Source organism: Mycolicibacterium nivoides (assembly GCF_003855255.1).
In the GTDB taxonomy this organism is placed as follows: Bacteria; Actinomycetota; Actinomycetes; order Mycobacteriales; family Mycobacteriaceae; genus Mycobacterium; species Mycobacterium nivoides.
Genome location: NZ_CP034072.1, coordinates 1,024,306 through 1,050,626 on the forward strand (window position 1 = coordinate 1,024,306; position 26,321 = coordinate 1,050,626).

General features: G+C 66.0%; 23 protein-coding genes. 6 read left to right on the top strand and 17 right to left on the bottom strand.

From position 1 onward, the window contains the following. Positions 1-15: 15 nt before the first annotated feature. Both tpiA and secG read left to right on the top strand, forming a co-directional pair. Positions 16-801 (top strand): triose-phosphate isomerase, encoded by a 786-nt coding sequence (gene tpiA / locus EH231_RS05030; RefSeq protein WP_044518247.1) that lies wholly within the window; start codon positions 16-18, stop codon positions 799-801. Between the two features lie 45 nt (positions 802-846). Beyond that, positions 847-1,080, top strand: a complete 234-nt coding sequence (gene secG, locus EH231_RS05035) for a preprotein translocase subunit SecG (RefSeq protein ID WP_019348649.1) — start codon at positions 847-849, stop codon at positions 1,078-1,080. A gap of 68 nt (positions 1,081-1,148) precedes the next feature. Here secG and deoC read toward each other — a convergent pair whose 3' ends face one another. The 7 genes from deoC to EH231_RS05070 are packed head-to-tail and all read right to left on the bottom strand — an operon-like array spanning position 1,149 to position 9,065. Next, positions 1,149-1,847: a deoxyribose-phosphate aldolase gene (gene deoC, locus EH231_RS05040; RefSeq protein ID WP_090425570.1), complete on the bottom strand. Its 699-nt coding sequence runs from the start codon at positions 1,845-1,847 to the stop codon at positions 1,149-1,151. 32 nt (positions 1,848-1,879) lie between these two features. Then, the gene (locus tag EH231_RS05045; RefSeq protein WP_090425572.1) at positions 1,880-2,887 is read right to left on the bottom strand and encodes an ABC transporter permease; all 1,008 of its coding nucleotides are present in this window, start codon (positions 2,885-2,887) and stop codon (positions 1,880-1,882) included. Then, positions 2,880-4,427, bottom strand: coding sequence for a sugar ABC transporter ATP-binding protein (locus EH231_RS05050; protein ID WP_090425573.1), 1,548 nt, complete (start codon positions 4,425-4,427; stop codon positions 2,880-2,882). Before EH231_RS05050 ends, EH231_RS05045 begins: the two co-directional genes overlap by 8 nt. Further along, complete coding sequence (locus tag EH231_RS05055; RefSeq protein WP_124712003.1) at positions 4,417-5,379, bottom strand: sugar-binding transcriptional regulator; 963 nt, start codon at positions 5,377-5,379, stop codon at positions 4,417-4,419. The genes EH231_RS05050 and EH231_RS05055 overlap by 11 nt, the downstream gene beginning before the upstream one ends. Next, on the bottom strand, positions 5,379-6,935 hold the full coding sequence (locus EH231_RS05060) for an FGGY-family carbohydrate kinase (RefSeq protein WP_124712004.1): 1,557 nt from the start codon (positions 6,933-6,935) through the stop codon (positions 5,379-5,381). The genes EH231_RS05055 and EH231_RS05060 overlap by 1 nt, the downstream gene beginning before the upstream one ends. A gap of 3 nt (positions 6,936-6,938) precedes the next feature. After that, positions 6,939-8,030, bottom strand: a complete 1,092-nt coding sequence (locus EH231_RS05065) for a galactitol-1-phosphate 5-dehydrogenase (RefSeq protein ID WP_124712005.1) — start codon at positions 8,028-8,030, stop codon at positions 6,939-6,941. A 48-nt stretch (positions 8,031-8,078) separates the two neighbouring features. Beyond that, on the bottom strand, positions 8,079-9,065 hold the full coding sequence (locus EH231_RS05070) for a substrate-binding domain-containing protein (protein WP_164480773.1): 987 nt from the start codon (positions 9,063-9,065) through the stop codon (positions 8,079-8,081). A gap of 200 nt (positions 9,066-9,265) precedes the next feature. Here EH231_RS05070 and ppc point away from each other — a divergent pair, with 200 nt between their 5' ends. Further along, positions 9,266-12,073: a phosphoenolpyruvate carboxylase gene (gene ppc, locus EH231_RS05075; protein WP_090425582.1), complete on the top strand. Its 2,808-nt coding sequence runs from the start codon at positions 9,266-9,268 to the stop codon at positions 12,071-12,073. 74 nt (positions 12,074-12,147) lie between these two features. Here the strand turns inward: ppc and EH231_RS05080 are convergent, their stop codons facing one another. The 4 genes from EH231_RS05080 to EH231_RS05095 form a co-directional block, all read right to left on the bottom strand. Further along, entirely contained in the window at positions 12,148-13,272 is a 1,125-nt protein-coding gene (locus EH231_RS05080; RefSeq protein WP_164480774.1) for an FAD-dependent monooxygenase, read from the bottom strand. A gap of 16 nt (positions 13,273-13,288) precedes the next feature. After that, positions 13,289-14,596, bottom strand: coding sequence for an ABC transporter substrate-binding protein (locus tag EH231_RS05085; protein WP_124712007.1), 1,308 nt, complete (start codon positions 14,594-14,596; stop codon positions 13,289-13,291). Then, positions 14,563-15,858, bottom strand: coding sequence for an MFS transporter (locus EH231_RS05090; RefSeq protein WP_090425588.1), 1,296 nt, complete (start codon positions 15,856-15,858; stop codon positions 14,563-14,565). Before EH231_RS05090 ends, EH231_RS05085 begins: the two co-directional genes overlap by 34 nt. Before the next feature lie 206 nt (positions 15,859-16,064). Then, the gene (locus EH231_RS05095) at positions 16,065-16,442 is read right to left on the bottom strand and encodes a hypothetical protein (RefSeq protein ID WP_044518257.1); all 378 of its coding nucleotides are present in this window, start codon (positions 16,440-16,442) and stop codon (positions 16,065-16,067) included. 49 nt (positions 16,443-16,491) lie between these two features. Here EH231_RS05095 and EH231_RS33745 point away from each other — a divergent pair, with 49 nt between their 5' ends. Continuing rightward, on the top strand, positions 16,492-16,647 hold the full coding sequence (locus tag EH231_RS33745) for a hypothetical protein (protein WP_164480775.1): 156 nt from the start codon (positions 16,492-16,494) through the stop codon (positions 16,645-16,647). 9 nt (positions 16,648-16,656) lie between these two features. On the opposite strand, the gene pgl is transcribed toward EH231_RS33745, so the two are convergent. From pgl to tkt, 5 genes are read right to left on the bottom strand one after another with little or no spacing between them, the layout of a single operon-like run. Beyond that, a complete protein-coding gene (gene pgl / locus EH231_RS05100) occupies positions 16,657-17,364 on the bottom strand; it encodes a 6-phosphogluconolactonase (RefSeq protein ID WP_090425589.1) in 708 nt (235 codons plus the stop codon). After that, complete coding sequence (gene opcA / locus EH231_RS05105; protein ID WP_090425591.1) at positions 17,357-18,268, bottom strand: glucose-6-phosphate dehydrogenase assembly protein OpcA; 912 nt, start codon at positions 18,266-18,268, stop codon at positions 17,357-17,359. The genes pgl and opcA overlap by 8 nt, the downstream gene beginning before the upstream one ends. Positions 18,269-18,290: 22 nt before the next feature. Continuing rightward, positions 18,291-19,838 (bottom strand): glucose-6-phosphate dehydrogenase, encoded by a 1,548-nt coding sequence (gene zwf, locus EH231_RS05110; protein WP_090425593.1) that lies wholly within the window; start codon positions 19,836-19,838, stop codon positions 18,291-18,293. Positions 19,839-19,866: 28 nt separating this feature from the next. After that, on the bottom strand, positions 19,867-20,982 hold the full coding sequence (gene tal / locus EH231_RS05115) for a transaldolase (RefSeq protein WP_090425595.1): 1,116 nt from the start codon (positions 20,980-20,982) through the stop codon (positions 19,867-19,869). Between the two features lie 26 nt (positions 20,983-21,008). Further along, positions 21,009-23,099: a transketolase gene (gene tkt / locus EH231_RS05120; protein WP_090425597.1), complete on the bottom strand. Its 2,091-nt coding sequence runs from the start codon at positions 23,097-23,099 to the stop codon at positions 21,009-21,011. A 232-nt stretch (positions 23,100-23,331) separates the two neighbouring features. Between tkt and EH231_RS05125 the strand changes: the two genes are divergently transcribed. Beyond that, a complete protein-coding gene (locus EH231_RS05125; RefSeq protein ID WP_044518269.1) occupies positions 23,332-24,264 on the top strand; it encodes a heme o synthase in 933 nt (310 codons plus the stop codon). Between the two features lie 73 nt (positions 24,265-24,337). Beyond that, positions 24,338-25,267, top strand: a complete 930-nt coding sequence (locus tag EH231_RS05130; protein WP_170856272.1) for a DUF1254 domain-containing protein — start codon at positions 24,338-24,340, stop codon at positions 25,265-25,267. Between the two features lie 78 nt (positions 25,268-25,345). On the opposite strand, the gene EH231_RS05135 is transcribed toward EH231_RS05130, so the two are convergent. Continuing rightward, positions 25,346-26,320 (bottom strand): quinone oxidoreductase family protein, encoded by a 975-nt coding sequence (locus tag EH231_RS05135; protein ID WP_164481154.1) that lies wholly within the window; start codon positions 26,318-26,320, stop codon positions 25,346-25,348. Position 26,321: the final 1 nt, after the last annotated feature.

Here is a 26,321-nt window from a genome sequence, read left to right on the forward strand (position 1 = left end):
GGACTAAGGACACACATGGCCCGTAAGCCGCTCATCGCCGGCAACTGGAAGATGAACCTCAATCATTTCGAGGCCATCGCGCTGGTGCAGAAGATCGCATTCGCCCTGCCGGACAAGTACTTCGACAAGGTGGATGTCACCGTCATCCCGCCGTTCACCGATCTGCGCAGCGTGCAGACCCTGGTCGACGGAGACAAGCTGCGCCTGACCTACGGGGCGCAGGATCTGTCGCAACACGACTCGGGCGCCTACACCGGTGACATCAGCGGGGCGTTCCTGGCGAAGCTTGGCTGCAGCTTCGTGGTGGTCGGGCACTCCGAGCGGCGTACGTACCACCACGAGGACGACGCGTTGGTGGCCGCCAAGGCCGCCGCGGCGTTCAAGCACGGCATCACCCCGATCATCTGCATCGGCGAGCAGCTCGAGGTGCGGGAGGCCGGCAACCACGTCGAGTACAACGTGAACTCGTTGCGCGGTTCGCTGGCCGGTCTGAGCAAGGAGCAGATCGGACAGGCGGTCATCGCCTACGAGCCCGTGTGGGCGATCGGCACCGGGCGGGTGGCCAGCGCGGCCGACGCGCAGGAGGTCTGTAAGGCCATCCGCGGTGAGCTGGGCAACCTGTCCTCGCCGCAGCTCGCGGCCGGTGTGCGGGTGCTCTACGGCGGGTCGGTGAACGCCAAGAACGTCGGCGAGATCGTGGCGCAGGGCGACGTGGACGGCGCACTGGTCGGCGGTGCTTCGCTGGACGGCGAGCAGTTCGCCACGCTGTCGGCCATCGCCGCGGGCGGACCGCTGCCGTAACCCCGGGGGCCTGGGCCGGACACCGCACCCGGTAGTCTTACAGCCATGGAATTGGCTCTGCAGATCACTCTGGTCGTGACCAGCGTGCTGGTTGTGCTCTTGGTGCTGCTGCATCGTGCCAAAGGTGGCGGTCTGTCCACCCTGTTCGGTGGCGGTGTCCAGTCCAGCCTGTCCGGCTCCACCGTGGTCGAGAAGAACCTCGACCGGCTGACGCTGTTCGTGACCGGTATCTGGCTGGTCTCGATCGTGGGCGTCGCGCTGCTGATCAAGTACAGCTAGTTCGCCTCACCCAAAGACATGAAAGCCGCCCCGGGCAGAGTGCCGGGGCGGCTTTCGTGGGCCCTGTGTCAGTAGCCGGACGCCACATCGGGTCCAGATGCGCTCAGCAGTGCGCGTGAGCCCGACACGCCCAATCGGGTGGCGCCGGCCGCGATCATGGACTGGGCCTGCTTGAGGGTGCGCACACCACCGGATGCCTTCACCGCGAGCCCAGCGTCGCGGACTGTCCGGGACATCAGCTCGACCGCGTGCACGGTCGCGCCACCGGTGGGATGGAAACCGGTCGAGGTCTTGACGAAATCGGCGCCCGCTGCCACGGCCGCGCGGCACGCACCGACGATTTCCTCGTCGGTCAGGGCAGCCGACTCGATGATCACCTTCAGTACCGTCGGCGCCGGAGCAGCGGTTCGCACCGCTGCGATGTCGGCTTCCACTCGGTCGAAGGCGCCCTCTTTGGCCGCGCCGATGTCGATCACCATGTCGATCTCGTCGGCGCCGTTGCGCACCGCCCCGGCCGCCTCGGCGGTCTTGATTTCGGTACTGTGCTTGCCGCTCGGGAAGCCGCACACTGCCGCAACCTTCAGCTCGGAGCCCGCCGGTAGACCGACCGGAAGCATCGACGGTGACACGCACACCGAGTAAGTGCCCAACTCGACCGCCTCGGCGACCAGCGCTTCGACGTCAGCGGCGGTGGCCTCGGGCTTGAGCAGGGTGTGGTCGATCATCTTGGCGACCTGTGCCGTGTTCGGCGGTGTGACGATCGTCATCGGTAAGGGATCCCTTCTGTTGTGGCTTGGGTTCAGGCGGTCTTGGTTTGACGGTCCAGGACGTAGTTCATGATCAGTGCAGCGATCAGGATGAGTCCTGTCACGAGCATCTGGAAGAAGGAACTCAGCCCCATCAGGTTGAACAGGTTTCGGAGCACCGACAGCAGCAGTACGGCAATGAATGTGCCCATCACACCGCCTTTTCCGCCGAACAGACTGGTTCCGCCCAGTACCACCGCGGCGATGGCATCCAGCTCGAGACCAGTGTGCGCCGTTGGTTGACCGATGGTCAGCCGCGCGGTGAGGAGGACCCCGGTCAGCGCAGCCAACCCGCCGCAGATGACATACGCGGCAGTGGTGATGCGCTGCACTGGCAGGCCTGACAACCGGGCAGCTTTTGCGTTGCTGCCGACTGCGTAGACGTGTTCGCCAAAAGTTGTGCGGCGCAACACCAGACCGACGATCACCGTGGTAATCACAAAGATCAGCCCGACGACCGGGATACCTGCCACCGATCCTGCACCCAGGAAGCGAAGGCCGATGGGAATCTCTGCGGTAGTCGGTGTGCCATTGGTGGTCAAGAAGGTCAGACCGCGAATGCTCTGCATCCCGGCCAGCGTCACCATGAAGGCCGGCAGCGCGAGGTAGGCGCTCAGTCCGCCCATGATCCCGCCGAGCACCAACCCGCTCAAGATGGCCAGCACCATGGCAACCGGCCAGGCGATTCCCAATCCGATCAGGATCGCCACCAGCATTCCGGACAGCGCCGCAACGCTTCCCACCGAAAGGTCGATACCGGAGGTGAGGATCACCACCGTCATCCCGATCGCGACGATGCCGGTCAGGCTGGATTGTTGGAGCAGGTTCGCGAGGTTCTGCGAGGTGAGAAATTGCGGAGCTGTGATGGAAGCGACCACGAACAGCGCGACAAAGATGAACAGCAGATTGAACCGCACGATGATGTTCTGCCGCCGTGATCGTGCGGCGCCGGCCGGGTTGGCTGGTGATGGTGGAGCGAGCCTTTGGATTTGGTCAGTCATTGTCGTTTCTTCCTGTGACCACACAGCGAGCGATATCCGCCGGTGGAGTGGTTCTCGGGTCGTAGGCCGCGATGTTCCTGCCTTCGTGCATGACCCAGATCAGATCGCAGTTCTCGGTGAGCTCGCTCATCTCGCTGGACGCCAACAACACCCCGACGCCGCCTTCAGCCAACTCGTGAACCTGTTGGAAGAGATCGGCTTTCGCGCCGATGTCCAACCCGCGGGTGGGTTCATCGAGCAGCAGTAGGTCGATCCCGCGGGCCATCCACTTGGCGAGCACCACCTTTTGCTGATTGCCACCGGAGAGCTGACCGACCGGCTGATCGACGCTGGAGAACTTGACGCCCAACTGCTGCAGCGGTGGCGTACACAACGCTCTGGCGGCCTTCAACGGGTTGAGGCCGAACGGCGCCAGTGCCGCGATTGCGGCGTTGCGCAGAATCGACTGGTCCAGAAACAGGCCCTGGCTCTTGCGGTCCTCGGGCACCAGGCCGATTCCCGCCCGCACGGCGGCTCGTGGTGTCAAATGAGTGATCCGGGAGCCACTCAACGTCAGGTCGAGTGCGGCGCGTCGGTCGCCGAACAGGCTGGCCAGTAGCGTGGAACGGCCCGCGCCGCCCAACCCCGCCAGGCCGATGATCTCGCCGCGACGGACAGTCAAACCCGATACCTCGATCACGCCGGGAATGGCGGCGCGGTGAACGTTCAGCAAGTCGGCTCTGTCCCGGGTCGGGTGAGATGGCTTGGGTGAGTTGGATTGCAGGCTTCGGCCGATCATCGCCTCGACGAGTTCGTCCTTGCTCACCGTCGCGATGTCGAATACACCGACAGTGGCGCCGTCGCGCATGACGGTGGCCCGGTCGCCGATGGCCATCACTTCGTCGAGTCGGTGCGATATGTAGATCACCGATCTGTCCGCAGCGGTGAGCTCGCGGATGACGCGGAACACCTCGGACAGATCGTGATCGGTGAGCGTGGCGCTGGGCTCATCCATGATGACGACACGGGCATCGGTGGTGAGTGCCTTCGCGATAGCGGTCAGTTGCTGATCCGACACCGACAGACTCGCGACGACGTCGGACGGTGCGAAGCTGCCGCCGACACGCGCGATCGCCTCTGCCGCCCGACGATCTCGTTCCCGGCGCGCGATGAACGGGCCGCGCACTGGTTCATGGCCGAGGAAGAGATTCTGTGCCACGGTCATGTCCGGGACGAGATCCAATTCCTGATAGATGGTGTTTATCCCGGCCCGGACGCCGTCGGTGGGGGAGCCGAGCGAGACCTCTTCCCCGTCAAGGGTGATCGTTCCGGCGTCTGGGGTGTAGGAACCCGAGAGGATCTTCATCAAGGTGCTCTTGCCTGCTCCGTTCTCACCGAGCAGACAGTGCACTTCACCGCGGGCGACCTCGAGGGTCGCACCATCGCACGCCTTGGTGCCGGGGAACGTTTTCACGATGTCCCGCATACGCAGTGCGGGCATCCCCAGGGCGTCGGCATCCCGGCGCGGCAACGTCGATTCTGCGTTGTGGCTATGTGTCATGTCGTTGCTCCAGCACGGCCAGCGCCGTGGGCTCGTCGGTGATCAGGACCGAGCACAGCCCTTTCGTCAGTGCACCGATCACGACGGGGACTTTGCGTGGTCCGGCTGCCACCGCGATCGCGCATTTCGCATCCTTGACGTCATCGAGACTGAGACCTACTGTCCGCCTGTCGATGTCGTCGTAGGCGATTTCTCCGGCCGCGGTGATGTAGTGGGCGAGGATGTCGCCGCAGGCTCCGGCTGATTCGAGTTGGGCAAGTTCGGCAGGGGTTACTGCACCGGACTCGACCAAGACCGACGTCGGCCCGAGTGCTCCCAGCGAGAACAGGATCGCCTCTGCCGTACGAGCGCGGGACAGAACATCTTCCACGAACCCCTCGGCATAGAGCGCATCACGCGTCTCGATTCGCTCGACGATGGCCGGGACTGGTAACAGCGTGGCCCGTCCGTTGCCGCTGTGGGCGATGCTGGTCACGATGTTGGCGGCCTTCGTGGGATGCACAGACCGACTCACGCCCCCGTTGACCTGGATGACCTCGATGCCGCTCGTCCACCCGGCAGGTAGCACCGAGGCGATCTGCTGCAGCGTATTGCCCCAGGAAACACCCAGGGTGGTGATCCATGAGGAGTTGGATTTCAGATAGGCGGCCGCGGCCGTGGCGATGTGCTCGCCGATGGTGTCGGGGGTGTCGGGGCCCGGCACGACCACGCACTCGCGCAGACCGAACCGATTGCGCATCGCTATTTCGAGATCGGGGCGACGCGCCTGGGGATGCACGATCTTGATCTGCACCAGGCCGACGCCACGGGCCTCATCCAGCAGTCGTCCCACCTTCCACCGCGTCAGGTGAAGTTCGGAGCCGATATCTTCCTGGGTACGGCCCTGCTCGTAGTAGCACTGCGCAACATAGAGCAACAGGTCCGTATGGCTGCGGTCAGTGGATGCACTCATTACCGCACCACCCGGAACGGGCCACGGGCACCGGCGGCCCCCGAGCCACCGTCAGCGGTGTCACACATGATCGGGCGCAGTGCGGCGGTCAACCGCTGGTAGTCGCCAAAGGTGTGCTCATACACGGCTATTCGCTTCGGATCGGGCTCGAGAAGACGAACTTTCGGGGCGAAAAGTTGTGAACCCGCACCTAGGCTCGGGACGATCCCGGCGGCGGTCGCCGCGATCACCGCACAGGCCCGAAGCGTGAGGTTCTCACCGATCACCAATTCTGCGGGCCTGCCGAGCACATCGATCGTGACCTGCTGCCACAACGAGTTTCGCTCGATGCCGCCGGAGAAGACCAGGCGCGCGCACGGTACTCCGGATCGTTCGAACGAGTCGATAACACTGCGGGTGCCGCAGGCGACTGCCTCGACCATCGCCCGATACAGTTCGGCCTTTGTGGTGCCGAGTGTCAGCCCGATCACCGCACCGCGTAGGCGGGCTTCGCGGTGCGGCGTGCGGTTGCCCATGAAGTAGTCGAGGGCCCTCAGGCCGTGGGCGGCCGGGTCGACGGCGGAGGCCTGGTCGATCAACCCCGGCAGCTCGTCGCGAGGCACACCCATGATGGACTCCCCGGTCCATTTGAGTACCGAACCGCTGGTCACCTGACCGCCCTCGACCAGCCACTTGTCGTGCGTCAAGGCATTGGGATACGGGCCCCACACCTCTTTGGATGTGCTCGGCTGGTCCACTTCGGTGACGATGGCCGAGGACGTGCCGGACACGATGGAGACCAGCCCGTCCGTTTTGCCCCCGCAGGCCAGCAGGGATACGTGCGCATCGATGCCGCCGACGGCGACGACCGGTGTGCCCGAGATTGCGAGATCGGCAGCTGCGCCCGCGGTGAGCGTGCCGGCGGCCCCGCCGACGGGAATGATCTCGTCAGGCAGCTTGGCGATGAGATCCTCCATGCCGAGGGCGGCATAGAGTTCGGCGGGGAAACGCCCGGCGAGGGAATCGTAGTTGTACTTGCAGACCGCGTTCATCTGCGAGCCGACCCATCGGCCGGTCAGCCGGAAGGTGAGGTAATCGACGGCCTCCACGATGCGTGCGGCAGACCGGTAGGCATCGGGGTCATGCTTTTTGAGCCACATCGCTTTTGGCAGAAGCCATTCGGAGGCGTCGGATCCTCCGGACCACTGGAGGATCGGATGCTGGTGGCTGACTTGCGCGGTGCGCTCCGACTCGGCGGCGCCGCGGGCGTCCATCCACAGGATCGCCGGCCGCAACGGTGTTCCGGCCGCGTCGACGACCGCCACGGTTGAGGCCGTGGTCGACGCGGCGATCGCGACCACCTGGCCGGCGGCCCGGCACGGGTCGGTGTCCATGAGCTGACGAGTCGCGGCGGTGATCGCGGCCCACCAGTCCCGCGGGTCCTGCTCGGCCCAGCCCGGCCTGGGGTGATGGGTCGAGTACGGGCGGTGCGTCGTGCCCAGCGGGGTGCCGTCCTCGGTGAATGCGCCGATGCGCGCACCCTCGGTGCCGAGGTCGATCGTCAGAAGGATTCCCATGGCTCAGTCCTCGTTGGGCAGGAACAGAACTTTTGACGAGAAGACCGAGCGGTCGCCGAGCTGCTGCATCATGTCCGGCAGCGCCGACAATGGCAGCTCGTGAGTGATCATGAACTCCCACTTGAGTTTTCCTTCGGTCAGCATCTGAGCCGAGGTGTGCCACTCGTCGCCCGGGAACGGCGCCGAGAATGAGTTCCAGGAACCGTGCAAGCTGGTCTCCAGCCGCATGAACTTGTTGAAGGTGTCCTTGTCGAGTGTCACCGGTGCGTGCGGGATACCCACGAAGACGGCGTGTCCTTGCGGACCGGTCAGATTCGCGGCCATATCGGCCGTCGCTGGCACTCCGGCGGACTCGAGCACGATGTCGAACCCGCGCCCACCCAGGGCCCGCGCCTCTTCGATGCCCTGCACTGCGTGGGTGGCGCCGGCCTCACGGGCCATAGCGGCCTTCTCCTCACTCAGGTCTACCGCCACGATCTGGCCGGCGCCGTGCAGCTTTGCCCATTGAACGGCGAAGAGTCCGATCGGTCCCGCCCCGATCACCAGGACCCGGTGCCCGGCCCTCAGGTTGGTCTTCCACAACCCGTGCAGTGCGATCGCAGCGGGGTCAAGCATCGCGGCTGCGCGGGGATCGATACCCGAGGGCAGCTTGAGCAGATTGCCGACAGGGCTGACGACGTACTGGGCGTAGGCGCCGTCGCATCTGCTGCCGAAGTAGTCATAGTTCTCGCAGAGACCGAACGCGCCTTTGGCGCAGAAGTCGCAGTTGCGGCAGGGGATCAGCGGGGGGACCGATACCAGTTCGCCGATGTCGAATCCCTCGACGCCCTCGCCGAGTTCAGTTACCCAGCCGGAGAACTCGTGACCGCAGATGATCGGCATGATGTAGCCGCCATTGCGCAGCATCCTGGGAATGTCGGATCCGCACACTCCGCAGGCGGCGACCTTGAGCAGGACCTCACCGGGTCCGGGTGTGGGTACCGGCGCCTGTTCGACCCGGATGTCGCCGGGGGCGTACATCACCGCCGCGGTCATCGTCGCGGGCAGGTTGGGTTGCACCGACGCGGTTGTCCGGGCGGGAGCCTCGGTCGTCATCGAAGTTGTCTCCTTGTGTGTGGTGAGGGCTGACGGGAACGGGAGTCGCTATTTGGTGGCGGCAAAAGTTGATTCGCCGACCAGCGCTTGCGCGTTGGACTTGTTGACCAAACTTGTTCCGGCGTCGACGAACTCCGGAACCGACTCGCCCCGGGCCGCCTTGACCGCGGTCTGAACGGCCAACTGGCCCTCGGCGTTGGGGTCGTTGAGCGCGGTGGCGATGTACTGGTCTCCGGCGGCGATAGCGCGCACCGCTTCCATCAGGCCGTCCACTCCGAAAACCTTGACGTCCCTGCGGTGGTTCTCGGTGAGTACCTGCAAGGCGCCCAGCGCCATATCGTCGTTCTGGGCGTAGACCGCCTTGAGATCGGGGTGGGCCTGCAGGAGGTCCTGCATGGCGGTGACGGCTTTGGACCTGGTGTAGTCGGCGTACGGACCATCGACGACGGCGATGTTCGGCTGGGCCGATACTGCCGTCTTGAATCCTTCGCCGCGGTCGCGCGCCACTGCGCCCCCTGCATCGCCCTGGATCTGGATGATCTTGCCCCCGGACGGGCCGAGCGTCTCAACGGCTGCCTTGCCGACAAGCTGGCCCATGGCCTTGTTGTCGCGGCCGACGAACGCCGCCGCGCCCGATTCAACAGGCCGGTCGACGGTGACGACCTTGATGCCCGCCGCCTCGGCCGCCGTCAGGGACGGCGTGACGCCCATCGGATCGACCGGGTTGATCACGAGCACGTTGATGCCACGGGTGATCAGGTCCTGGACGTCGTTGTTCTGTTTTGTCACATCGCCGTTGGCATCGGCGTAGAAGAACTCGTTGCCCTGCGCCTGAGCCTCGGCTTTGGCCGCGTCGGTGAGGGCGACATAGAACGGGCTCTGCTGGGTTGCCTGGCTGAACCCGATCTTCACCGGTCCGTCGACCACGGTGTTCGCGCCTTGGGCAGCGTTGTCGCCGGGTACCGAGCAGGCAGAGGACGCCACTGCCAATGCGGCTCCGACTGCGATTCCCGACAGGGCTTTTCCGAGTCTCACTGTTCCTCCTAAGTGTGCGTCCCGGTGGTTGGGCCGCGCATGACGCACATCACGTTAGAAACAGTCGTATGGCGGGGTCAACATATGCGCATAACTTTGCTCATATGAGCAAACCGGATCGTGGGTCCTCGCCTGAGCAGCGGTTCGGTGCAGGCTCTCCCCACCCTGCGGCCCGTGCGGGTCGCGTCGATACTGGACGCATGCCTGAAACCAGCGATGTCGCGCTCGACCCGATCGGCGCGGTCCAGCGCACTCCGGTGGGCCGCGAGGCCACCGAGCCGATGCGCGAGGATATCCGGCTGCTCGGGGCGATCCTCGGCGATACCGTGCGCGAGCAGAACGGTGAGGAGGTCTTCGACCTGGTCGAGCGGGCGCGGGTGGAGTCCTTCCGGGTCCGCCGTTCGGAAATCGACCGGGCCGAGTTGGCCGCGTTGTTCACCGGCATCGACGTCCACCAGGCCATTCCTGTCATCCGCGCCTTCACCCACTTCGCGCTGCTGGCGAATGTCGCCGAGGATATTCACCGCGAGCGGCGCCGGGAGGTGCACGAGGCGGCCGGCGAGCCGCCGCAGGACAGCAGCCTGGCCGCGACGTATCTCAAGTTGGACGCGGCCGATCTGGACGGCGCCGGCGTCGCCGATGCACTGTCCGGAGCCCTGGTGTCACCCGTCATCACCGCTCATCCCACCGAGACCCGGCGCCGCACCGTCTTCGACACCCAGCATCGGGTGACCGAGTTGATGCGGTTGCGCCTGCACGGGCAGACCCGCACCGCCGATGGCCGCGACATCGAGACCGAGCTGCGCCGCCATATCCTCACGCTGTGGCAGACCGCCCTCGTACGGTTGTCCCGGCTGAAGATCTCCGACGAGATCGAAACCGGCCTGCGGTACTACCCGGCCGCGTTCTTCGAGGTCATTCCACAGGTCAACGCCGAAGTGCGGACCGCGTTGCAGACCCGCTGGCCCGGGGCGAACCTGTTGGAGCAGCCGATCCTGCGGCCGGGTAGCTGGATCGGCGGGGACCGCGACGGGAACCCCAACGTCGACGCAGGCGTGGTGCGGCAGGCCACCGGGCGAGCCGCCAACGTCGCCTTCGCGCACTACTTCACCGAGATGACCGCGCTGGAAGAAGAGCTGTCGATGTCTGCGCGGCTGGTCAAGGTCAGCGACGGGCTCACCTCGCTGGCCGGTGCCTGCAACGAGCCGGCGCGTGCCGACGAACCCTACCGGCGGGCCCTGCGGGTGATCCATGCCCGCCTCACGGCCACCGGGCACGAGATCCTCGACGAGCAACCCGAACACGAACTCGACCTGGGGCTCGAACCCTATCGCGCGCCGGGGGAGTTCCTGGCCGATCTCGACACGGTGGACGCCTCCTTACGTGTCAACGGCAGCGCGGTGCTGGCCGACGATCGGCTGGCTCGACTACGAGAAGCGGTGCGGGTCTTCGGTTTCCATCTGTGTGGCCTGGACATGAGGCAGAACTCCGAGGTGCACGAGCAGGTAGTCGCCGAGCTGCTGGCCTGGGCCGGCGTGCATCCTGACTACGCATCGCTGCCCGAACCGCAGCGGGTGGAACTGCTCGCCCGCGAGATCTCGACCCGTCGTCCGTTGATCGGCGAGGGTGCCGAGCTGTCGGAGTTGGCTCGCAAGGAACTCGACATCGTCGGTGCCGCAGCACGGGCGGTCAGCGTGTTCGGCCCGCAGGCCGTGCCCAACTACATCATCTCCATGTGCCAGTCGGTGTCCGACCTGCTCGAAGCCGCGATCCTGCTCAAAGAGGCCGGCCTGCTGGATGTTTCGGGTGCGGGTCACGGAGCGGAGGTGTACGCTCCGGTCGGGATCGTGCCGCTGTTCGAAACCATCGACGATCTACAGCGGGGGTCCTCGATCCTGCAGGAGGCGCTCGCGCTCCCGGTCTACCGCAGCATCGTCTCCGCACGCGGGCAGCATCAGGAAGTGATGCTCGGATATTCGGACTCCAACAAGGACGGCGGATACCTGGCGGCGAACTGGGCGTTGTACCGCGCCGAACTGGACCTCGTCGAAGCCGCGCGCAAGACCGGAATTCGGTTGCGCCTGTTCCACGGTCGGGGCGGCACCGTGGGCCGCGGTGGCGGACCCAGCTACGACGCGATCCTGGCGCAGCCGCCCGGGGCGGTGAAGGGGTCCTTGCGGATCACCGAGCAGGGTGAGGTGATCGCGGCGAAGTACGCGGAGCCGCGGATCGCGCACCGCAATTTGGAGACACTGTTGGCCGCGACGCTGGAATCCACCCTGCTCGACGTCGAGGGGTTGGGCGACGAAGCCGAGCCGGCCTATCAGGTGCTGGATGAACTGGCTGCCCTGGCGCAGCGGTCCTACGCCGAATTGGTCCACGAGACACCGGGATTCGTCGAGTACTTCAAGGCGTCGACACCGGTCAGCGAGATCGGTGCGCTCAACATCGGCAGTCGCCCCAGCTCACGCAAGCCGACCACGTCGATATCCGACCTGCGGGCCATCCCGTGGGTCCTGGCCTGGAGCCAATCCCGGGTGATGCTGCCCGGCTGGTACGGCACCGGCACCGCGTTCGAACAATGGATCGGCGACGACGAGTCCCGAGTGGCCGTGCTGCAGGACCTCTACGAGCGCTGGCCGTTCTTCCGCACCGTGCTGTCGAACATGGCGCAGGTGCTGTCCAAGTCGGATATGGGCCTGGCGGCACGGTATTCCGAGCTGGTCGACGACGCAGAACTGCGGGCCCGAGTATTCGACAAGATCGTCGCCGAACACGATCGCACCATCGCCATGTACAAACTGATCACCGGCCAGGATGACCTGTTGGCGGACAACCCGGCGTTGGCCCGCTCGGTGTTCAACCGGTTCCCGTACCTCGAACCGCTCAATCACCTTCAGGTCGAGCTACTGCGCCGGTACCGGGCGGGGGACACCGACGAACTGGTGCAGCGCGGAATCCTGCTCACCATGAGCGGACTTGCGACCGCCCTGCGCAACAGTGGCTGAATTGTCGCTGTCGCGACGGTAGCCAGATTGTCGCTGTCGCGACGGTGGCCAGATTGTCGCTGTCGCAACGGTGGCTAGCCCACCAGAATATCCGCCAGCCGGAGCGACACCGTGGCCCTGCGGTCGGCGTAACCTCGTGCGGCACGCTGGATCTCGGCCGTCTGCTCCGTTCTGATGCGTTGGTAACGCTGCAGCGCCTGGGTGAAGTCACCGTCGCGGGCGGTCGAGATCTGGGTTGCCAGCTCCGCGGCGTCCTGGATGGCCTGGTTGGCGCCCTGGCCGCCGAACGGTGTCATCGGGTGGGCCGCGTCCCCGAGTAGCGCAACCCGCGCACTGGTCCACCGGTCGATCGGATCTCGGTCGTACACCGGATGCATGTAGACGGGGCTCGTCGCGGCGCGCAGCATCCGCCCGACCGCGGGATCGAACTCGTCGAACTGGCAGGCCAGCGCCTGCAGATCGGCCTCGGCCGACCACAGGTGCAGCGGCGGCTCGTCCACCCCGAGGGTGGCGTCGACGGCCACCTGTCTACCGGCCCGCACCGGCATGGAGATGACGTGTTTGGCGTAGTCCGCGGAGTGCCACGACCGGAGCCGGTCGTTGGGGGCCTCAAGGCATTCGGCGGGGCTCACGGCCCGGAAGATCACCGAGCCGCAGTAGTGAATGTCGTCGTCGCTGAACATCTTCCGCACTCTCGAACGCAGGCCGTCGGCTGCGATCACCAAACCGGCCCGGTGTACCTCACCGTTGGTGAAGATGAGCTCGACGTGATCGTCGCGCTCGGTGATACCGGCGAGCTCGTGGCGCAGTCGCACCTGCCCGGATCCCACGGTCGACACCAACAGGCTGTGCAGATCCGCGCGGTGCACGGTGCGTGGGGACACCTCGGCGTCGGCGTAGCCGAACCGGCCGTGTTCGGATCCGGCTTCCGGGGTGGCGGCGTAGTCGGTGATCCTCTCCAGTCGCCCCTGCTGGTCGAGGTTCTCGAAGTATTGGGTGGCCGAGGAGATTTCGTTGAAGGCATCGACGATGTTCCACTGGTCGAGCAGTCGCAGTGTCTGCGGTGAGATCCCGAGCGGGCCGCCGACCTCGCCGAGTTCGCGGGTCTTGTCGTACACGACGGGACGATGGCCGTGGTGTTGCAGGGCGACAGCGGCGGCCAGTCCGCCGAGGCCCGCACCGATGATGACGATTTCCATGATGTGCCTCTCGGGTTCAGGGGATTCGGGCCAGGGCTTCGGCGTCGAGGTAGACACCGGAGAACGCGCCGGACCGATAGCTGGTGACGGTGCGGACATTGCATAGCGGCAGCCACAGGCCGCTGTCGAGGATCTGACGCTGGATGTCGTGCACCAGCGCGCCGCGAGCGTCGGGGTCCGCGCAGGTGAGCTGAGCGTCGAGCAGAGTGTCGAGATCATCGGGTTCGTTGCGGCGGTTCATGTTCCGCTGGCCGACGGCGAATTGGTACCGCAACAGATCGGGGTCGCTGCCGGTGAAGTAGAAGAACCGGAAGTCGTAGTCGCCGGACTGCTGGCGGCTTCGGAGTTCGGGGAAGTCGACGTCGGCGAGGATGAGCTCGATGCCGTGTTGCCGCCACTGCGCCGCGACGGCGGTGAGGATTGCGGCGTCGACGGGGGAGAACGTGCTGTTGAACACCACCTCGAACGAAAGTCGTCGAGCGTCTGCGGCAGTGAGTAGCCGGTGAGCGGTCGCCGGATCGTGGGCGAGGTCGGCCGAGCAGTCCCGGTAGCAGTTGGTCGTCGGCGTGAGCACCGACGATGCGACGCTGTACCCGTCGACATCCAGGATCGGCCGCAACGCTTGACGGTCGATCAGCAGCGACAGCGCACGCCGGATTCTGGGATCGGTCAGCGGGCTGCGGGATGCGTTGGGGCACAGGCCGTAACTGATGCCAGGGTTGTGGAGTTCGGCGACGACGCAACCGTCGATCGGCCCGGCGTACAAGTCACCGGTATCGGCCTTGAGGAATGCCAGCCGGCGAGTTGCGTCGGCGACGCCGTCGTCGGCCTGCACCCACCGACCGGTGCCCAGTCCCGATGAGCTCCTGATCGCGAGGCTCACACTGGCAAGCGACCGGAGAAATGCCGCGTTGTGTCGCACGAAGTGAAACGTCACCTTGTCGGCCCCGGCCTCGACACGGCCGAGTCCGGTGAGCATCGCGACCGCGGCAGGCAGCGGTGAAATCTGTTTGAGGGCAATGATGCCGGAGAAGCTCTGCACAACCGCCTCGGGCGTGAGCGGCGTGCCATCGGAGAAACACCTGTCGGGCCGGATGGTCAGGTCCAGGGTGAGCGGGTCGCGGTAGTGCCACGCGGTGGCCAGCCACGGCAGCAGGTTCCCGGTGTCCGGGTCGATGTCGAGCAGGCTCTCATAGATCAGCCGGCAGTACGTCTTCGAGATACTGTTGTACGCCAGTCGCGGATCGTCGGTGAGCTGATGAGTCGGCCAGCCGAAGGTGAGGTCGCGCATCATCGCACCCGTACCGATTGTGTTGCCCGCCATGCCGAACCGGCAGCCAGCGTCGCAATCAATCCGGTCGCCGTCACCACCACGGCCGCCCCGCCGAACAGTGCGGTGCCCAGGCCGTCGATCATCGTCGCTCCCGTTGCCACCCCGATCGCGGCGCCCAACGCCCGAAGGTAGTGGTACAGGCTCGAATCGAACGGGATGTGCGTCGAATTGGTCAGCACGTTACTGGCCAACGAACTCCACAGGAATCCCATCGCAGCGCCCATCAGCGCCGCACTGATCAGTAGCTGCTGCGCGGGCAGGGTCAGGCCGGCCACGATCAGGAATGCCGAGCCGGCACACACGAGACGGGTGCTCTTCGGATTGTCCCCGGGCCTGCCGAACCTCAGCACCGGGATCAGCCCGGCGAAGAACGCCATCGGCAACAGGAACAGCACCGAGCCATAGGAATTCAGCCCTCGCACCTGTTGCAGGACGTACACGACCGACAGCGTGAACACGTTCGTCGCGATGCCGGCTACGAACACCACCAGCAGGCTTCTCGACAGGACGCGCGTCTGTGACCGGCCGCGCAGGACGATCACGGCAATCCCGAGCAGCATCGCGACCGCGAGCAGGGCGACCTTGGTAGGCAGTGCGCCGGACCAGCCGATCGCCAGGAAGATCGCCATCTGCGCCACGGCGAGGCCCACGACCGGGATCGCCTCCCGGTCGGTCGCGGTGCGTTCGTCGGTGGTAGCCGGGGTCCCCGGTGCCAGGGCCAGCAGCACCATCGCCACGACCGTGGTCACCACGGTCTCGTACGGAAACGAGCGCCAGCCCCACAGATCGTTGAGCAGGGCGGTGATCAACGGCGAGCACAGTGCTGATGCCGACACCACCAGGCCCCACGCGCCGAGGACGGTCGAATGATGGTCCGGATAGAACTGAGCCCGAATGATCCGGAAGATCTGGGGTGCGAGCACGGCCGAGGCGATGCCCTGCAGGAACCGCAATGCGATGAGGACCCAGAACTCGGGACTGAGGCCGGCGGCGATCCCGAGTACGGCCAGCGCCGCCGAACCGGCGAAGAACACGGCAGTGGGCCGGTAGCGGTGCGACAGCAGGCCCGCGGGCAGCAACGCCAGACAGAATCCGGCCAGGAACGCCACACCGATGTACGCGGCCTGTGAGAACGGGATCTCGAAGTGGTCGGCGATCGCTGAGTTCAACAGCACAGCCGACGACGAGTTGGAGTAGAGGGTGTATTCGGTCAGGTAGAGCGACGCCGCAACGGCGTATAGGGACGGCTTCATGACGCCTCGAAGCTGATAGCAGGATCAAATGGGCAGCGAGAGCTAACCCGCGATCCTCTTCAGCGGTGCCAGGCGGGCCCGGTTCCAGATCGACGCCAGCAAACTAGGTGCGAACGCTGCGGCAGCGTGCACGGGACGTGCTTCTGCGCGATCGAATCCGGCACCCATGACGACCACTGTAACCGAGGGTGTCGAGTGGACCGGATCTAGAGAAAGGATCGATCGCGGATTGCCTTGACGATGCCGCGCACGGCGGTTTCGGTGGCTGCCAGCGGTGACATCACCGCTTCGCCGATCCCGACGATGACTTCGACGCGGTCCACGATCGACTCGAGGCGTTCGACCACGCCGATCAGGCGCGGCGCGAGCTCGTCGATTCGGGTGATGGTGTCGTTGAACCGGTCCAGGGTGGCATCCAGGCCGCCGGTCGACTTGTTGAGGTCGACCAGAGTGGTGCTGAGATCGGTGAGCAGGGTGTCGACCTGCTCCACGGTCATGTCGGCGTTGAGCGCGGCCTGCGTCAATGTCCGAATTCTCTGCCTCCCGGAATTCGGGCGGGTGCGGCCGTCCCCTTTGTCTGCCATGCCGACAGTATGGCCGGAAAGGAACCAAACGTGGACGAACTGCGTCTGAATGGCTGTGCGGCAATTCTGCGAACATCGAGTCGGATCGGCCGTGGCGGCCGACCGGGTCACACGCAACCATCAGGTGGCCGACTACCTGGCCGGCTACGCCGAGGCTTTGGCGGACACGACGAGCGAGCGGCACGGAGGTGCCGCGGATGACTAGACAGGCGACTCAGAGCTTGGCGGCGGCGGCCTCGTCGAGCAGCCAGATGGTCTTCTCCTGACCGATGGCGCCGGCAGCGGGAATGTCGACCGGATCCGCACCGCCGATCGCGGCGGCGACCGCTTCGGCCTTCGCCTCGCCGGACACCACCAGCCAGACCTCGCGGGACCGTTGAATCGCGGGCAGGGTCAGGCTGATTCGGCGCGGCGGCGGCTTGGGGGAGTCGGTCACCGCGACCACCAGCCGGGTGGTCTCCCGCACCGCCGGGGTGTCCGGGAACAACGAGTTGATGTGCCCTTCGCCACCCATGCCCAGCAGATGCACATCGAACTGTGCCGGCAGCTCCTGTTCGTATGCGGCGGCGGCATCGTCGATGGCGTCGCCGAACAGGCCGTCGCTGGTGGCCATCCGGTGCACATTCGCCGGCGGAATGTTGATGCTCTCCAAAAGCGCGTCGTGCGCCTGCTGGTCGTTACGCTCGGCGTCGCCCTGGGGCACGTAGCGGTCGTCACCCCAGTACAGCTGCACGTTCGACCATTCGATCTCGGCACCGGCGACATGGCGCAGCAACGCGATCCCGACGGTGCCGCCGGTCAGCACGATGTCGGCCGCGCCGCGCGTGGCGATGGCCGAGGTGATCGCACCGACCAGCCTCGCACCTGCCGCTTTCGCCAATTCACCTGCGTCGGCGTAGGTCTCGATGATGCGTTCAGACATAACTCACCTTGTCGATGCCCGTGAGAGCGTCGTAGTAGATTTCGTCGGCGTCGAGGCGGCGTAGATCCTCGGCCAGGCACTCCTTGGCCTCGCGGCGGGCCAGCGGCACCAACGCATCCGGCTTGCCGGTACGGCTCAGTACGGCGGTGACGCCGGTCTGCGGACGTGCCAGGGTCACGGTTTCACTGGGCCTGGTCAGCTCGACCTTCAATTCGCCGGTTGTCCGGGTCACGGGTCCGTCGATCCGGTTGGCCAACCAGCCGGCCAGGATGTCAAGTGCGGGTTCGTCCTTGAGCCCGGATACCAGCGCGGAGGTGATGGGTTCGTGCGGCGGCTGGTCGATCGCCGCGGCCAGCAGTGCCCGCCAGTAGGTGACGCGGCTCCAGGCCAGATCGGTGTCACCGTCGGTATAGCCGTTGAGCCTGCTCTTGATGCAGGCCAGCGGATCAGTGCCGTTGGTGGCGTCGGTGATCCGGCGAATCGCCAACTTGCCCAATGGATCCTTTGCAGGGACGGCCGGGGCGAGGTCGGGCCACCAGGTCACCACCGGGGTGTCGGGCAGCAGGAACGGCGTCACCACACTGCTGGCGTGGTTGGCCAGCGGACCTGACAGACGCAGCACCACCACCTCGTTGGCGCCGGCGTCGCGGCCCACCCGCAGCTGGGCATCCAGCCGGGCTTCGGTGGTCAGTCGGTCCCCGGGAATGACCACGATCACGCGGCACGGATGCTCACGGCTGGCCCAGTTGGCCGCCTCGATCGACTCCTCGAGCACCGATTCGGTGTCGGGGGCGATGACCAGCGTCAGTACCCGACCGAGAGTGATCGCACCGCCCTCCTCGCGCAGAGCGACGATCTTCTTGTTGATCGCCCCGGTATTGGTCTCGGGCAGATCGACGATCATAGTGTTCGGCTCCTCGCGCTCGTCACGGCCGCCTCCATTCGCGGCCCGACCGGCGCAGCATCTCGAACGCCGAATCGGGGCCCCACGTTCCGGACTCGTACGAATCGGGCTTACCGTGCGTCGCCCAGTACTCCAGTGCGGGATCGAGGATCTTCCAGCACAATTCGACCTCGTCGTTGACCGGGAACAGCGATGGCTCGCCCAGCAGCACATCGAGGATCAGGCGTTCGTAGGCCTCGGGTGATTCCTCGGCGAAGGCCGAGCCGTAGGAGAAGTCCATGCTGACATCGCGGACTTCCATGATGTGGCCCGGAACCTTGGACCCGAACCGCAGAGTGATGCCTTCGTCCGGTTGTACCCGGATCACCAGTGCGTTCTGGCCGAGCTCGTCGGTCATCGTGGCGTCGAAGGGCAGGTGTGGCGCGCGCTTGAACAACAGCGCGATCTCGGTGACTCTGCGGCCCAAGCGTTTTCCGGTGCGCAGATAGAACGGCACGCCGGCCCAGCGCCGGGTGTCCACATCCAGGGTGATGGCTGCGAACGTCTCGGTGGTCGATGTCTTCGAGAAGCCTTCCTCGTCCAGCAGCCCGACGACTTTCTCGCCGCCCTGCCAGCCCGCGGCGTACTGCCCCCGGGAAGTGGTCTCGTCGAGCGGCTCGGCGAGCCGGGTCGCCGACAGCACCTTGATCTTCTCGGCTTGCAGCTCTGCGGGGGAGAAGCTCACCGGCTCTTCCATCGCGGTCAGAGCCAGCAGCTGCAGCAGGTGGTTCTGGATGACGTCCCGGGCGGCACCGACACCGTCGTAGTAGCCGCCGCGTCCGCCGAGACCGATGTCCTCGGCCATCGTGATCTGCACACTGTCGACGTAGTGCGAGTTCAACACCGGCTCGAACATCTCGTTGGCGAAGCGCAGTGCCAGGAGGTTCTGGACGGTCTCCTTGCCCAGGTAGTGGTCGATGCGGAACACCGACGACTCCGGGAACACGCTGTTGACCACAGCGTTGAGTTCCTCGGCGCTCTTGAGGTCGTGACCGAACGGCTTCTCGATCACCACCCGGCTCCAGCTGCCCTCCGGCTTGTCGGCGAGCCCGGATTTCGACAGTTGCTCGCAGACCTGGGGGAACGCCTTCGGCGGGATCGACAGGTAGAACGCGTGATTGCCGCTGGTGCCGCGTTCGACGTCGAGTTTGTGCAGCGTCTCCTTGAGGCGTTCGAACGAGGCGTCATCGTCGAATGTGCCCTGTACGAACCGGAACCCCTCCGCCAGGCGGTCCCAGACCTCCTGGCGGAACGGCGTGCGGGCGTGCTGTTTGACTGCGTCGAAGACGATCCTGCCGAAATCCTCATCCGCCCAATCGCGGCGAGCGAAGCCCACCAGCGCGAAGCCGGGCGGCAGCAAGCCGCGATTGGCCAGGTCGTAGATGGCCGGCATCAGCTTCTTGCGGGCCAGGTCACCCGTGACGCCGAAGATCACCACCGCACAGGGTCCCGCGATGCGGGGCATGCGCTTGTCGCGCTTGTCCCGCAACGGGTTACGCCAGGCGGTGGTGTCGGCGCTGGCCGGGCTCATCGTCGTCCTCGGCTCTCCGCGCAGGCGCTCATCGCGTGGCGGCGTCGAGTTGGCCCTGTGTTGCGTCGAGCAGTTCCTGCCACGACTTCTCGAACTTGTCCACACCCTCGTCCTCGAGCACCTTGAACACATCGACCAGGTCGATGCCGATGGCGCTGAGGTTGTCGAAGACTTCCTGCGATGCCGCCGCAGTCCCGGTGATGGTGTCACCGGTGATCTTGCCGTGGTCGGCGACCGCTTCCAGGGTCTTCTCCGGCAACGTGTTCACCGTGTGCGGTGCGACCAGCTCGGTGACGTAGAGCGTGTCCGAGTAGTCCGGGTTCTTGACGCCGGTGGACGCCCACAGCACGCGCTGCACGCGGGCGCCGTCACCCTTGAGCGCCGCGAAGCGCTCGCCGCCAAAGACTTCCTCGTAGGCCGCGTAGGCCAGGCGCGAGTTGGCCACACCGGCCTTGCCGCGCAGTCCCAACGCGTCCTCGGAACCGATCTTCTCGAGCCGGTTGTCGATCTCGGTGTCCACGCGGGACACGAAGAACGAGGCGACCGAGTGGATCTTGGACAGATCGTGGCCGGCCTCGCGGGCCTTCTCCAGTCCGTCCAGGTAGGCGTCCATCACCGCACGGTGCCGCTCGACCGAGAAGATCAGCGTGACGTTGACCGAGATGCCCTCCGCGATCACCGCGGTGATCGCGGGCAACCCGGCAAGCGTCGCGGGAATCTTGATCAACAGGTTGGGCCGGTCGACGATCTTCCACAGCTCGATCGCCTGCAGGATCGTCTTGTCGGTGTCGTGGGCCAGCCGCGGGTCGACCTCGATCGACACCCGGCCGTCGACACCCTCGGAGGCCTCGTACTGCTTGGCCAGGACGTCGCAGGCGTTGCGAACATCGTCGGTGGTGACGGTGCGGATGGTGGCGTCGACGTCGGCGCCCCGCTCGGCGAGTTCCTTGACCTGAGCGTCGTAGGCGGTGCCCTTCGACAGCGCAGCCTGGAAGATCGACGGGTTGGTGGTCACCCCCACGACGCTGCGGGTATTGATGAGCTCCGTCAGATTTCCTGATTGCAATCGCTCGCGCGACAGATCGTCGAGCCAGACGGACACACCCGCGGCACTCAGCGCCGCGAGGTTCGGGTTCTGAGTCATATTCGCCTTCTCCTGCCAGTCGTCTGTCAGTTGTCTAGGGATCGTTCCGCCGCGGCCGCCACGGCCTCGGGGGTGAAACCGAACTCACGGAACAGCGTCTTGTCGTCGGCCGAGGCGCCGTAGTGCTCGATCGAGACGATCTCGCCGGTGTCTCCGACCAGCTTGTACCAACTCTGCGCCACTCCGGCCTCGACCGCCACCCGGGCCGAAACCGCCGGCGGCAGCACCGAATCGCGGTACTCCTTGGGCTGCGATTCGAACCACTCGACACACGGCATCGACACCACGCTGGCGGTGATCTCCTTGTCCGCCAACAGCTTCTGCGCTGCGACGGCGAGCTGGAGTTCGGAACCCGTGGCGATGATCACCACATCGGGGTTCTCGTCGGGAGCGCCGCCGAGCACGTAGCCACCGCGGGCCACACCTTCGGCGCTGGTGCCCTCGATCACCGGGACGCCCTGACGGGTCAGGATCAACCCGACCGGGCCGGTGCTGGCGGTGCGCTCCAGCACGGTCTTCCACGCGTAGGCGGTCTCGTTCGGGTCGCCCGGCCGCACCACGGACAGGTTCGGGATCGCGCGCAGCGCCGCCAGGTGCTCGATCGGCTGGTGCGTCGGGCCGTCCTCGCCGAGACCGATCGAATCGTGCGTCCAGACGTAGATCGGATCGATGTTCATCAATGAGGCCAAACGCACGGCCGGCCGCATGTAATCCGAGAACTGGAGGAATGTTCCGCCGTACGCCCGCGTCGGGCCGTGCAGCACGATGCCGGACAGGATGGCGCCCATCGCATGCTCGCGGATACCGAAGTGCAGGGTGCGGCCGTACCAGGTCGCATTCCAGTCCTCGGTCGAGATCGACGGAGGACCAAACGAATTCGCGCCCTTGATGGTGGTGTTGTTGCTGCCGGCCAGGTCGGCCGAACCACCCCACAGTTCGGGCAGCGTCTGGCCGACGGCGGCCAGCACGGCTCCAGAGGCGGCGCGGGTGGCCACCGGCTTGGAATCGAGCTCCCAATGCGGCAGGTCGGCGTCCCAGCCCTCGGGGAGCTTCTGCGCCTGCAGCCGGTCCAGCAACTCCTTGCGCTCGGGCTCGCGCTCGGCCCAGGCGTCGAAGGTCACCTGCCAGTCGGCGTGCGCCTTCTTGCCGCGGTTCACCAGCTCACGGGTGTGGGCGATGACGTCGTCGCGCACGTCGAAGCTCTTGTCGGGGTCGAACCCGAGGATCTTCTTGGTGGCGGCCACCTCGTCGGCACCCAGGGCGGAACCGTGCACGCCACCGGTGTTCATCTTGGTGGGGGCGGGGTAGCCGATGATGGTCCGCAGTGCGATGAACGAGGGCTTGTCGGTGACCTTCTTGGCCTCGGCGATCGCCTGCTCGATCCCCACCACGTTCTCGCCGCCCTCGACCTCCTGGACGTGCCAGCCGTAGGCGCGGTAGCGCGCGGGCACATCCTCGCTGAGCGCGATGTCGGTGTTGTGTTCGATGGAGATCTTGTTGTCATCCCAGAACACGATGAGATTGCCGAGCTGCTGGGTGCCCGCGAGTGACGACGCTTCGCTGGTGACGCCCTCCTCCATGTCGCCGTCCGAGGCCACCACGTAGATGTAGTGGTCGAACGGGCTCTCGCCCGGTGCGGTGTCGGGATCGAACAGGCCACGCTCGTAACGAGCGGCCATCGCCATTCCGACCGCCGACGCCAGCCCCTGGCCGAGCGGGCCGGTGGTGATCTCCACACCCTTGGTGTGGTGGTACTCGGGGTGGCCCGGGGTCAGCGAACCCCAGGTGCGCAGCGCCTCGATGTCGGCCAGCTCCAGGCCGAACCCGCCGAGGTAGAGCTGCAGGTACAGGGTCAGGCTGGAATGCCCGCAGGACAGTACGAAACGGTCCCGGCCGATCCACTCGGTGTCGCTGGGATCGTGGCGCAGCTGCCGCTGGAACAGCGTGTAGGCGAGGGGAGCCAGGCTCATCGCTGTTCCCGGGTGGCCGTTGCCGACCTTCTGCACCGCGTCAGCCGCGAGCACCCGGACGGTGTCGACCGCAACGCTGTCGAGTTCGGTCCAGTCATCTGGGTGGTTGGGCTGGGTGAGAGCGGTGATCTCTTCGGCGGTGGTCACTAAGCTCACTTCCTCGTCTTCTATCTGCCGGCACGTGCGCGCAGTTGCCATGCTGCTACGACAAACACCCTAGTGGGGCGGACTGAACAGATGCAGACTGGTTCTCACACCGATACCCGGTCGTTTACCCCGTTGTTGCCCCGAACAGACCCTGCGGTGCTGAGCTGTTCGGGCGGCGGTCTACCATCGTGTGTAGTAGAAGCCGCGTGACGCCACCCGAGGAGTTATTTGCGTGAGCATTCGCGAGCGCCGGCTCATCAATGGGGCGCCGAGCCGAATTCGATCCACCATCCTGTCGTATTTGGCGTTGACCAAGCCACGTGTGATCGAGTTGTTGCTGGTCACCACCATCCCTGCGATGTTGCTGGCAGACCGTGGCACCGTTGACCCGCTGCTGATCCTCAACACCTTGGTGGGCGGCATGCTGGCCGCGGCCGGCGCCAACACGCTCAACTGTGTCGCCGACGCCGACATCGACAAGGTGATGAAGCGCACCGCTCGCCGCCCGCTGGCCCAGGCCTCGGTCCCGACGCGGCACGCACTGATCTTCGGTCTGGTGCTCTCGGTCACCTCGTTCTGCTGGCTGACATGGACGTCGAATCTGCTGTCCGGCGTGCTGGCAGTGGCCACGATCGCGTTCTACGTCTTCGTCTACACGTTGCTGCTCAAACGCCGCACCTCGCAGAACGTGGTGTGGGGCGGGGCGGCCGGTTGCATGCCGGTGATGATCGGCTGGTCCGCGGTGACCGGCACCATCCAGTGGCCGGCATTGGTGATGTTCCTGATCATCTTCTTCTGGACTCCGCCGCACACCTGGGCGCTGGCGATGCGCTACAAGGACGACTACAAGGCGGCCGGGGTGCCGATGCTGCCCGCCGTGGCCACCGAGCGTCAGGTCACCCGCCAGATCCTGATCTACACCTGGCTCACGGTCATCACCACGCTGGTACTCGCGCTTGCCACCGGATGGCTCTATGGCGCCGTCGCCCTGCTTGCGGGCGCCTGGTTCCTGGTGATGGCCCACCAGCTGTACTCCGGGGTGAAGCGCGGCGAGCCGGTGAAGCCGCTGCGGTTGTTCCTGCAGTCGAACAACTACCTCGCCGTGGTGTTCTGCGCGCTGGCCATCGACTCGGCGCTCGCGCTGCCGACACTCTTCGGTCACTAGGCGCTATCGCTTATCCGGTCCAGCCGCCCCCGACACCGTTGGGTGTGGCAGCGTTGTGAGCATGACCGAACTGGTGAACCCCGACAACTTCGCGCGTGCCGAATCCGACCTGTACTTCGCCAATGCAGTCAAGGACGGCGGTTTCGGAAAGTTCTTCCACAACCGCGAGCTGACCCCCATCGACCACCAGCTCGTCATCCGGCAGAACCGGGACACGCTGTACTCGGCGGCGGTGTTCGACCTCGACGGCGGTCCCGTGACCATCACGCTGCCCGAGAGCGGGGACCGGTTCATGTCGCTGCAGGTCATCAGCGAGGACCACTACACCACCAACGTCGCCTACGCGCCGGCCGAGGTGACGTTCAGCCGCGACTCCGTCGACACCCGCTTTGCGATCGCGGCGGTGCGCACCCTGGTCGATCCGGGCGATACCGCTGACCTGGCCGCAGTGCACGCCCTGCAGGACGCGATCACCGTCTCGCAGGCCGAGCCGGGATTCTTCGAGATCCCGCAATGGGATCCGGTGAGCCAGAAGACGGTTCGCGATGCGCTCATCACGTTGTCCACCACACTCACGGACACCAACCGGATGTTCGGCCCCAAGTACGACGTGGAGCCGGTCCGGCATCTGATCGGCTCGGCATTCGCCTGGGGCGGCAACCCCGCGCGCGACGCGCTCTATCTCACAGTGGTGCCGGCCCGCAACGACGGCTCCACCGTGCACCGCCTGACCGTGAAGGACGTCCCGGTTGACGGGTTCTGGTCGGTGACCGTCTACAACAAGGACGGCTATTTCACCGCGAACCCGCAGAACGCCTACTCGCTGAACAACATCACCGCGGTCAAGGACGACGACGGCTCAACCACCGTGCAGTTCGGTGGTAGCGGCGCGGGCAACGTGCTGCCGATCACCGAGGGCTGGAACTACATCGTGCGGCTGTACCGGCCGAGGCCCGAGATCCTCGACGGGTCGTGGACGTTCCCCGGCGCGCAGCCGGTTTAGCTGATCGCCGAGTGTGACGCAGGAGTCGCTCCGTGGCGCGGTCAACAACGCCTGCGTCACACTCGGCGTAGTTGTGGTCTAGGGCACCAGCACGATCGAGCCGACGGTCTTGCGGCCCTGCAGGTCGGTGTGGGCCTGGGCCGCATCGGCCAGCGGGTAACGGCCACCGACGGTGATGGTGATGGATCCGTCTGCGATGGCATTGATCAGTTCTCCCGCGCGCCAGGAGAATTCATCGGGCGTGCGGGTGTGGTGGGCCAGCGTCGGACGGGTCAGGAACACCGAGCCGGCCGCGTTGAGTCGCTGCGGATCCACCGGTGGTACCGGTCCGCTGGCCGCACCGAACAGGGCGAGTGTGCCGCGCACCGCGAGGCTGGCCAGGCTGGCGTCGAACGTCGATGCACCGACCCCGTCATAGACGGCGGCCACTCCCGCCCCGCCGGTGAGATCGCGGACCTTGTCGCCGAACTCGGCCGGATCCTCGGGATACTCCAGCACCTCGATCGCGCCGGCCTGCCGGGACAGCTCGGCCTTCTCCGGCGTCGAGGCCGTGGTGATCACCCGGGTGCCCATACTGGTGGCCCACTGGGTGAGGATCAGGCCGACACCGCCGGCGCCGGCATGCACCAACACGGTGTCGCTCGGCTGCACGGCATAGGTCGATTTGATCAGGTAGTGCGCGGTCATGCCTTTCAGCAGGGCCGATGCGATGGCGTCGGGTGCCACGCCGTCGGGCACATAGGCGACGAAATCTGCTGGGGCGACGCAGAAGTCGGCGTAGGCGCCGGTCGCATTCGCGGTCACCACTCGGTCACCGACGGCCAACGCCGCCACATCGTCGCCGACCGCTGCGACGGTGCCGCACACCTCAGACCCGACGACGAACGGGACGTCCCGCGGATACAGCCCGGACCGGAAGTAGGTGTCGATGAAATTGACGCCGACCGCCTCGGCCTTGATCAGTACCTCGCCGGGGCCCGGGGAGGGCTCGGGCCGCTCGACGTAGCTCAGGACTTCGGGTCCGCCGGTCTCGGCAACTTCGATGGCATACACG

Excerpts from the sequence above, each read along its gene's own strand:
- tal (WP_090425595.1), bottom strand. The coding sequence starts at position 20,982 with ATGACTCAGAACCCGAACCTCGCGGCGCTGAGTGCCGCGGGTGTGTCC.
- zwf (WP_090425593.1), bottom strand. The coding sequence starts at position 19,838 with ATGAGCCCGGCCAGCGCCGACACCACCGCCTGGCGTAACCCGTTGCGG.
- EH231_RS05055 (WP_124712003.1), bottom strand. The coding sequence starts at position 5,379 with ATGAGTGCATCCACTGACCGCAGCCATACGGACCTGTTGCTCTATGTT.
- deoC (WP_090425570.1), bottom strand. The coding sequence starts at position 1,847 with ATGACGATCGTCACACCGCCGAACACGGCACAGGTCGCCAAGATGATC.
- EH231_RS05045 (WP_090425572.1), bottom strand. The coding sequence starts at position 2,887 with ATGACTGACCAAATCCAAAGGCTCGCTCCACCATCACCAGCCAACCCG.
- opcA (WP_090425591.1), bottom strand. The coding sequence starts at position 18,268 with ATGATCGTCGATCTGCCCGAGACCAATACCGGGGCGATCAACAAGAAG.
- pgl (WP_090425589.1), bottom strand. The coding sequence starts at position 17,364 with ATGTCTGAACGCATCATCGAGACCTACGCCGACGCAGGTGAATTGGCG.
- EH231_RS05090 (WP_090425588.1), bottom strand. The coding sequence starts at position 15,858 with ATGAAGCCGTCCCTATACGCCGTTGCGGCGTCGCTCTACCTGACCGAA.
- tpiA (WP_044518247.1), top strand. The coding sequence starts at position 16 with ATGGCCCGTAAGCCGCTCATCGCCGGCAACTGGAAGATGAACCTCAAT.
- EH231_RS05085 (WP_124712007.1), bottom strand. The coding sequence starts at position 14,596 with ATGGCGGGCAACACAATCGGTACGGGTGCGATGATGCGCGACCTCACC.
- EH231_RS33745 (WP_164480775.1), top strand. The coding sequence starts at position 16,492 with ATGGCTGTGCGGCAATTCTGCGAACATCGAGTCGGATCGGCCGTGGCG.
- EH231_RS05060 (WP_124712004.1), bottom strand. The coding sequence starts at position 6,935 with ATGGGAATCCTTCTGACGATCGACCTCGGCACCGAGGGTGCGCGCATC.
- EH231_RS05095 (WP_044518257.1), bottom strand. The coding sequence starts at position 16,442 with ATGGCAGACAAAGGGGACGGCCGCACCCGCCCGAATTCCGGGAGGCAG.
- EH231_RS05050 (WP_090425573.1), bottom strand. The coding sequence starts at position 4,427 with ATGACACATAGCCACAACGCAGAATCGACGTTGCCGCGCCGGGATGCC.
- secG (WP_019348649.1), top strand. The coding sequence starts at position 847 with ATGGAATTGGCTCTGCAGATCACTCTGGTCGTGACCAGCGTGCTGGTT.
- EH231_RS05065 (WP_124712005.1), bottom strand. The coding sequence starts at position 8,030 with ATGACGACCGAGGCTCCCGCCCGGACAACCGCGTCGGTGCAACCCAAC.
- EH231_RS05080 (WP_164480774.1), bottom strand. The coding sequence starts at position 13,272 with ATGGAAATCGTCATCATCGGTGCGGGCCTCGGCGGACTGGCCGCCGCT.
- ppc (WP_090425582.1), top strand. The coding sequence starts at position 9,266 with ATGCCTGAAACCAGCGATGTCGCGCTCGACCCGATCGGCGCGGTCCAG.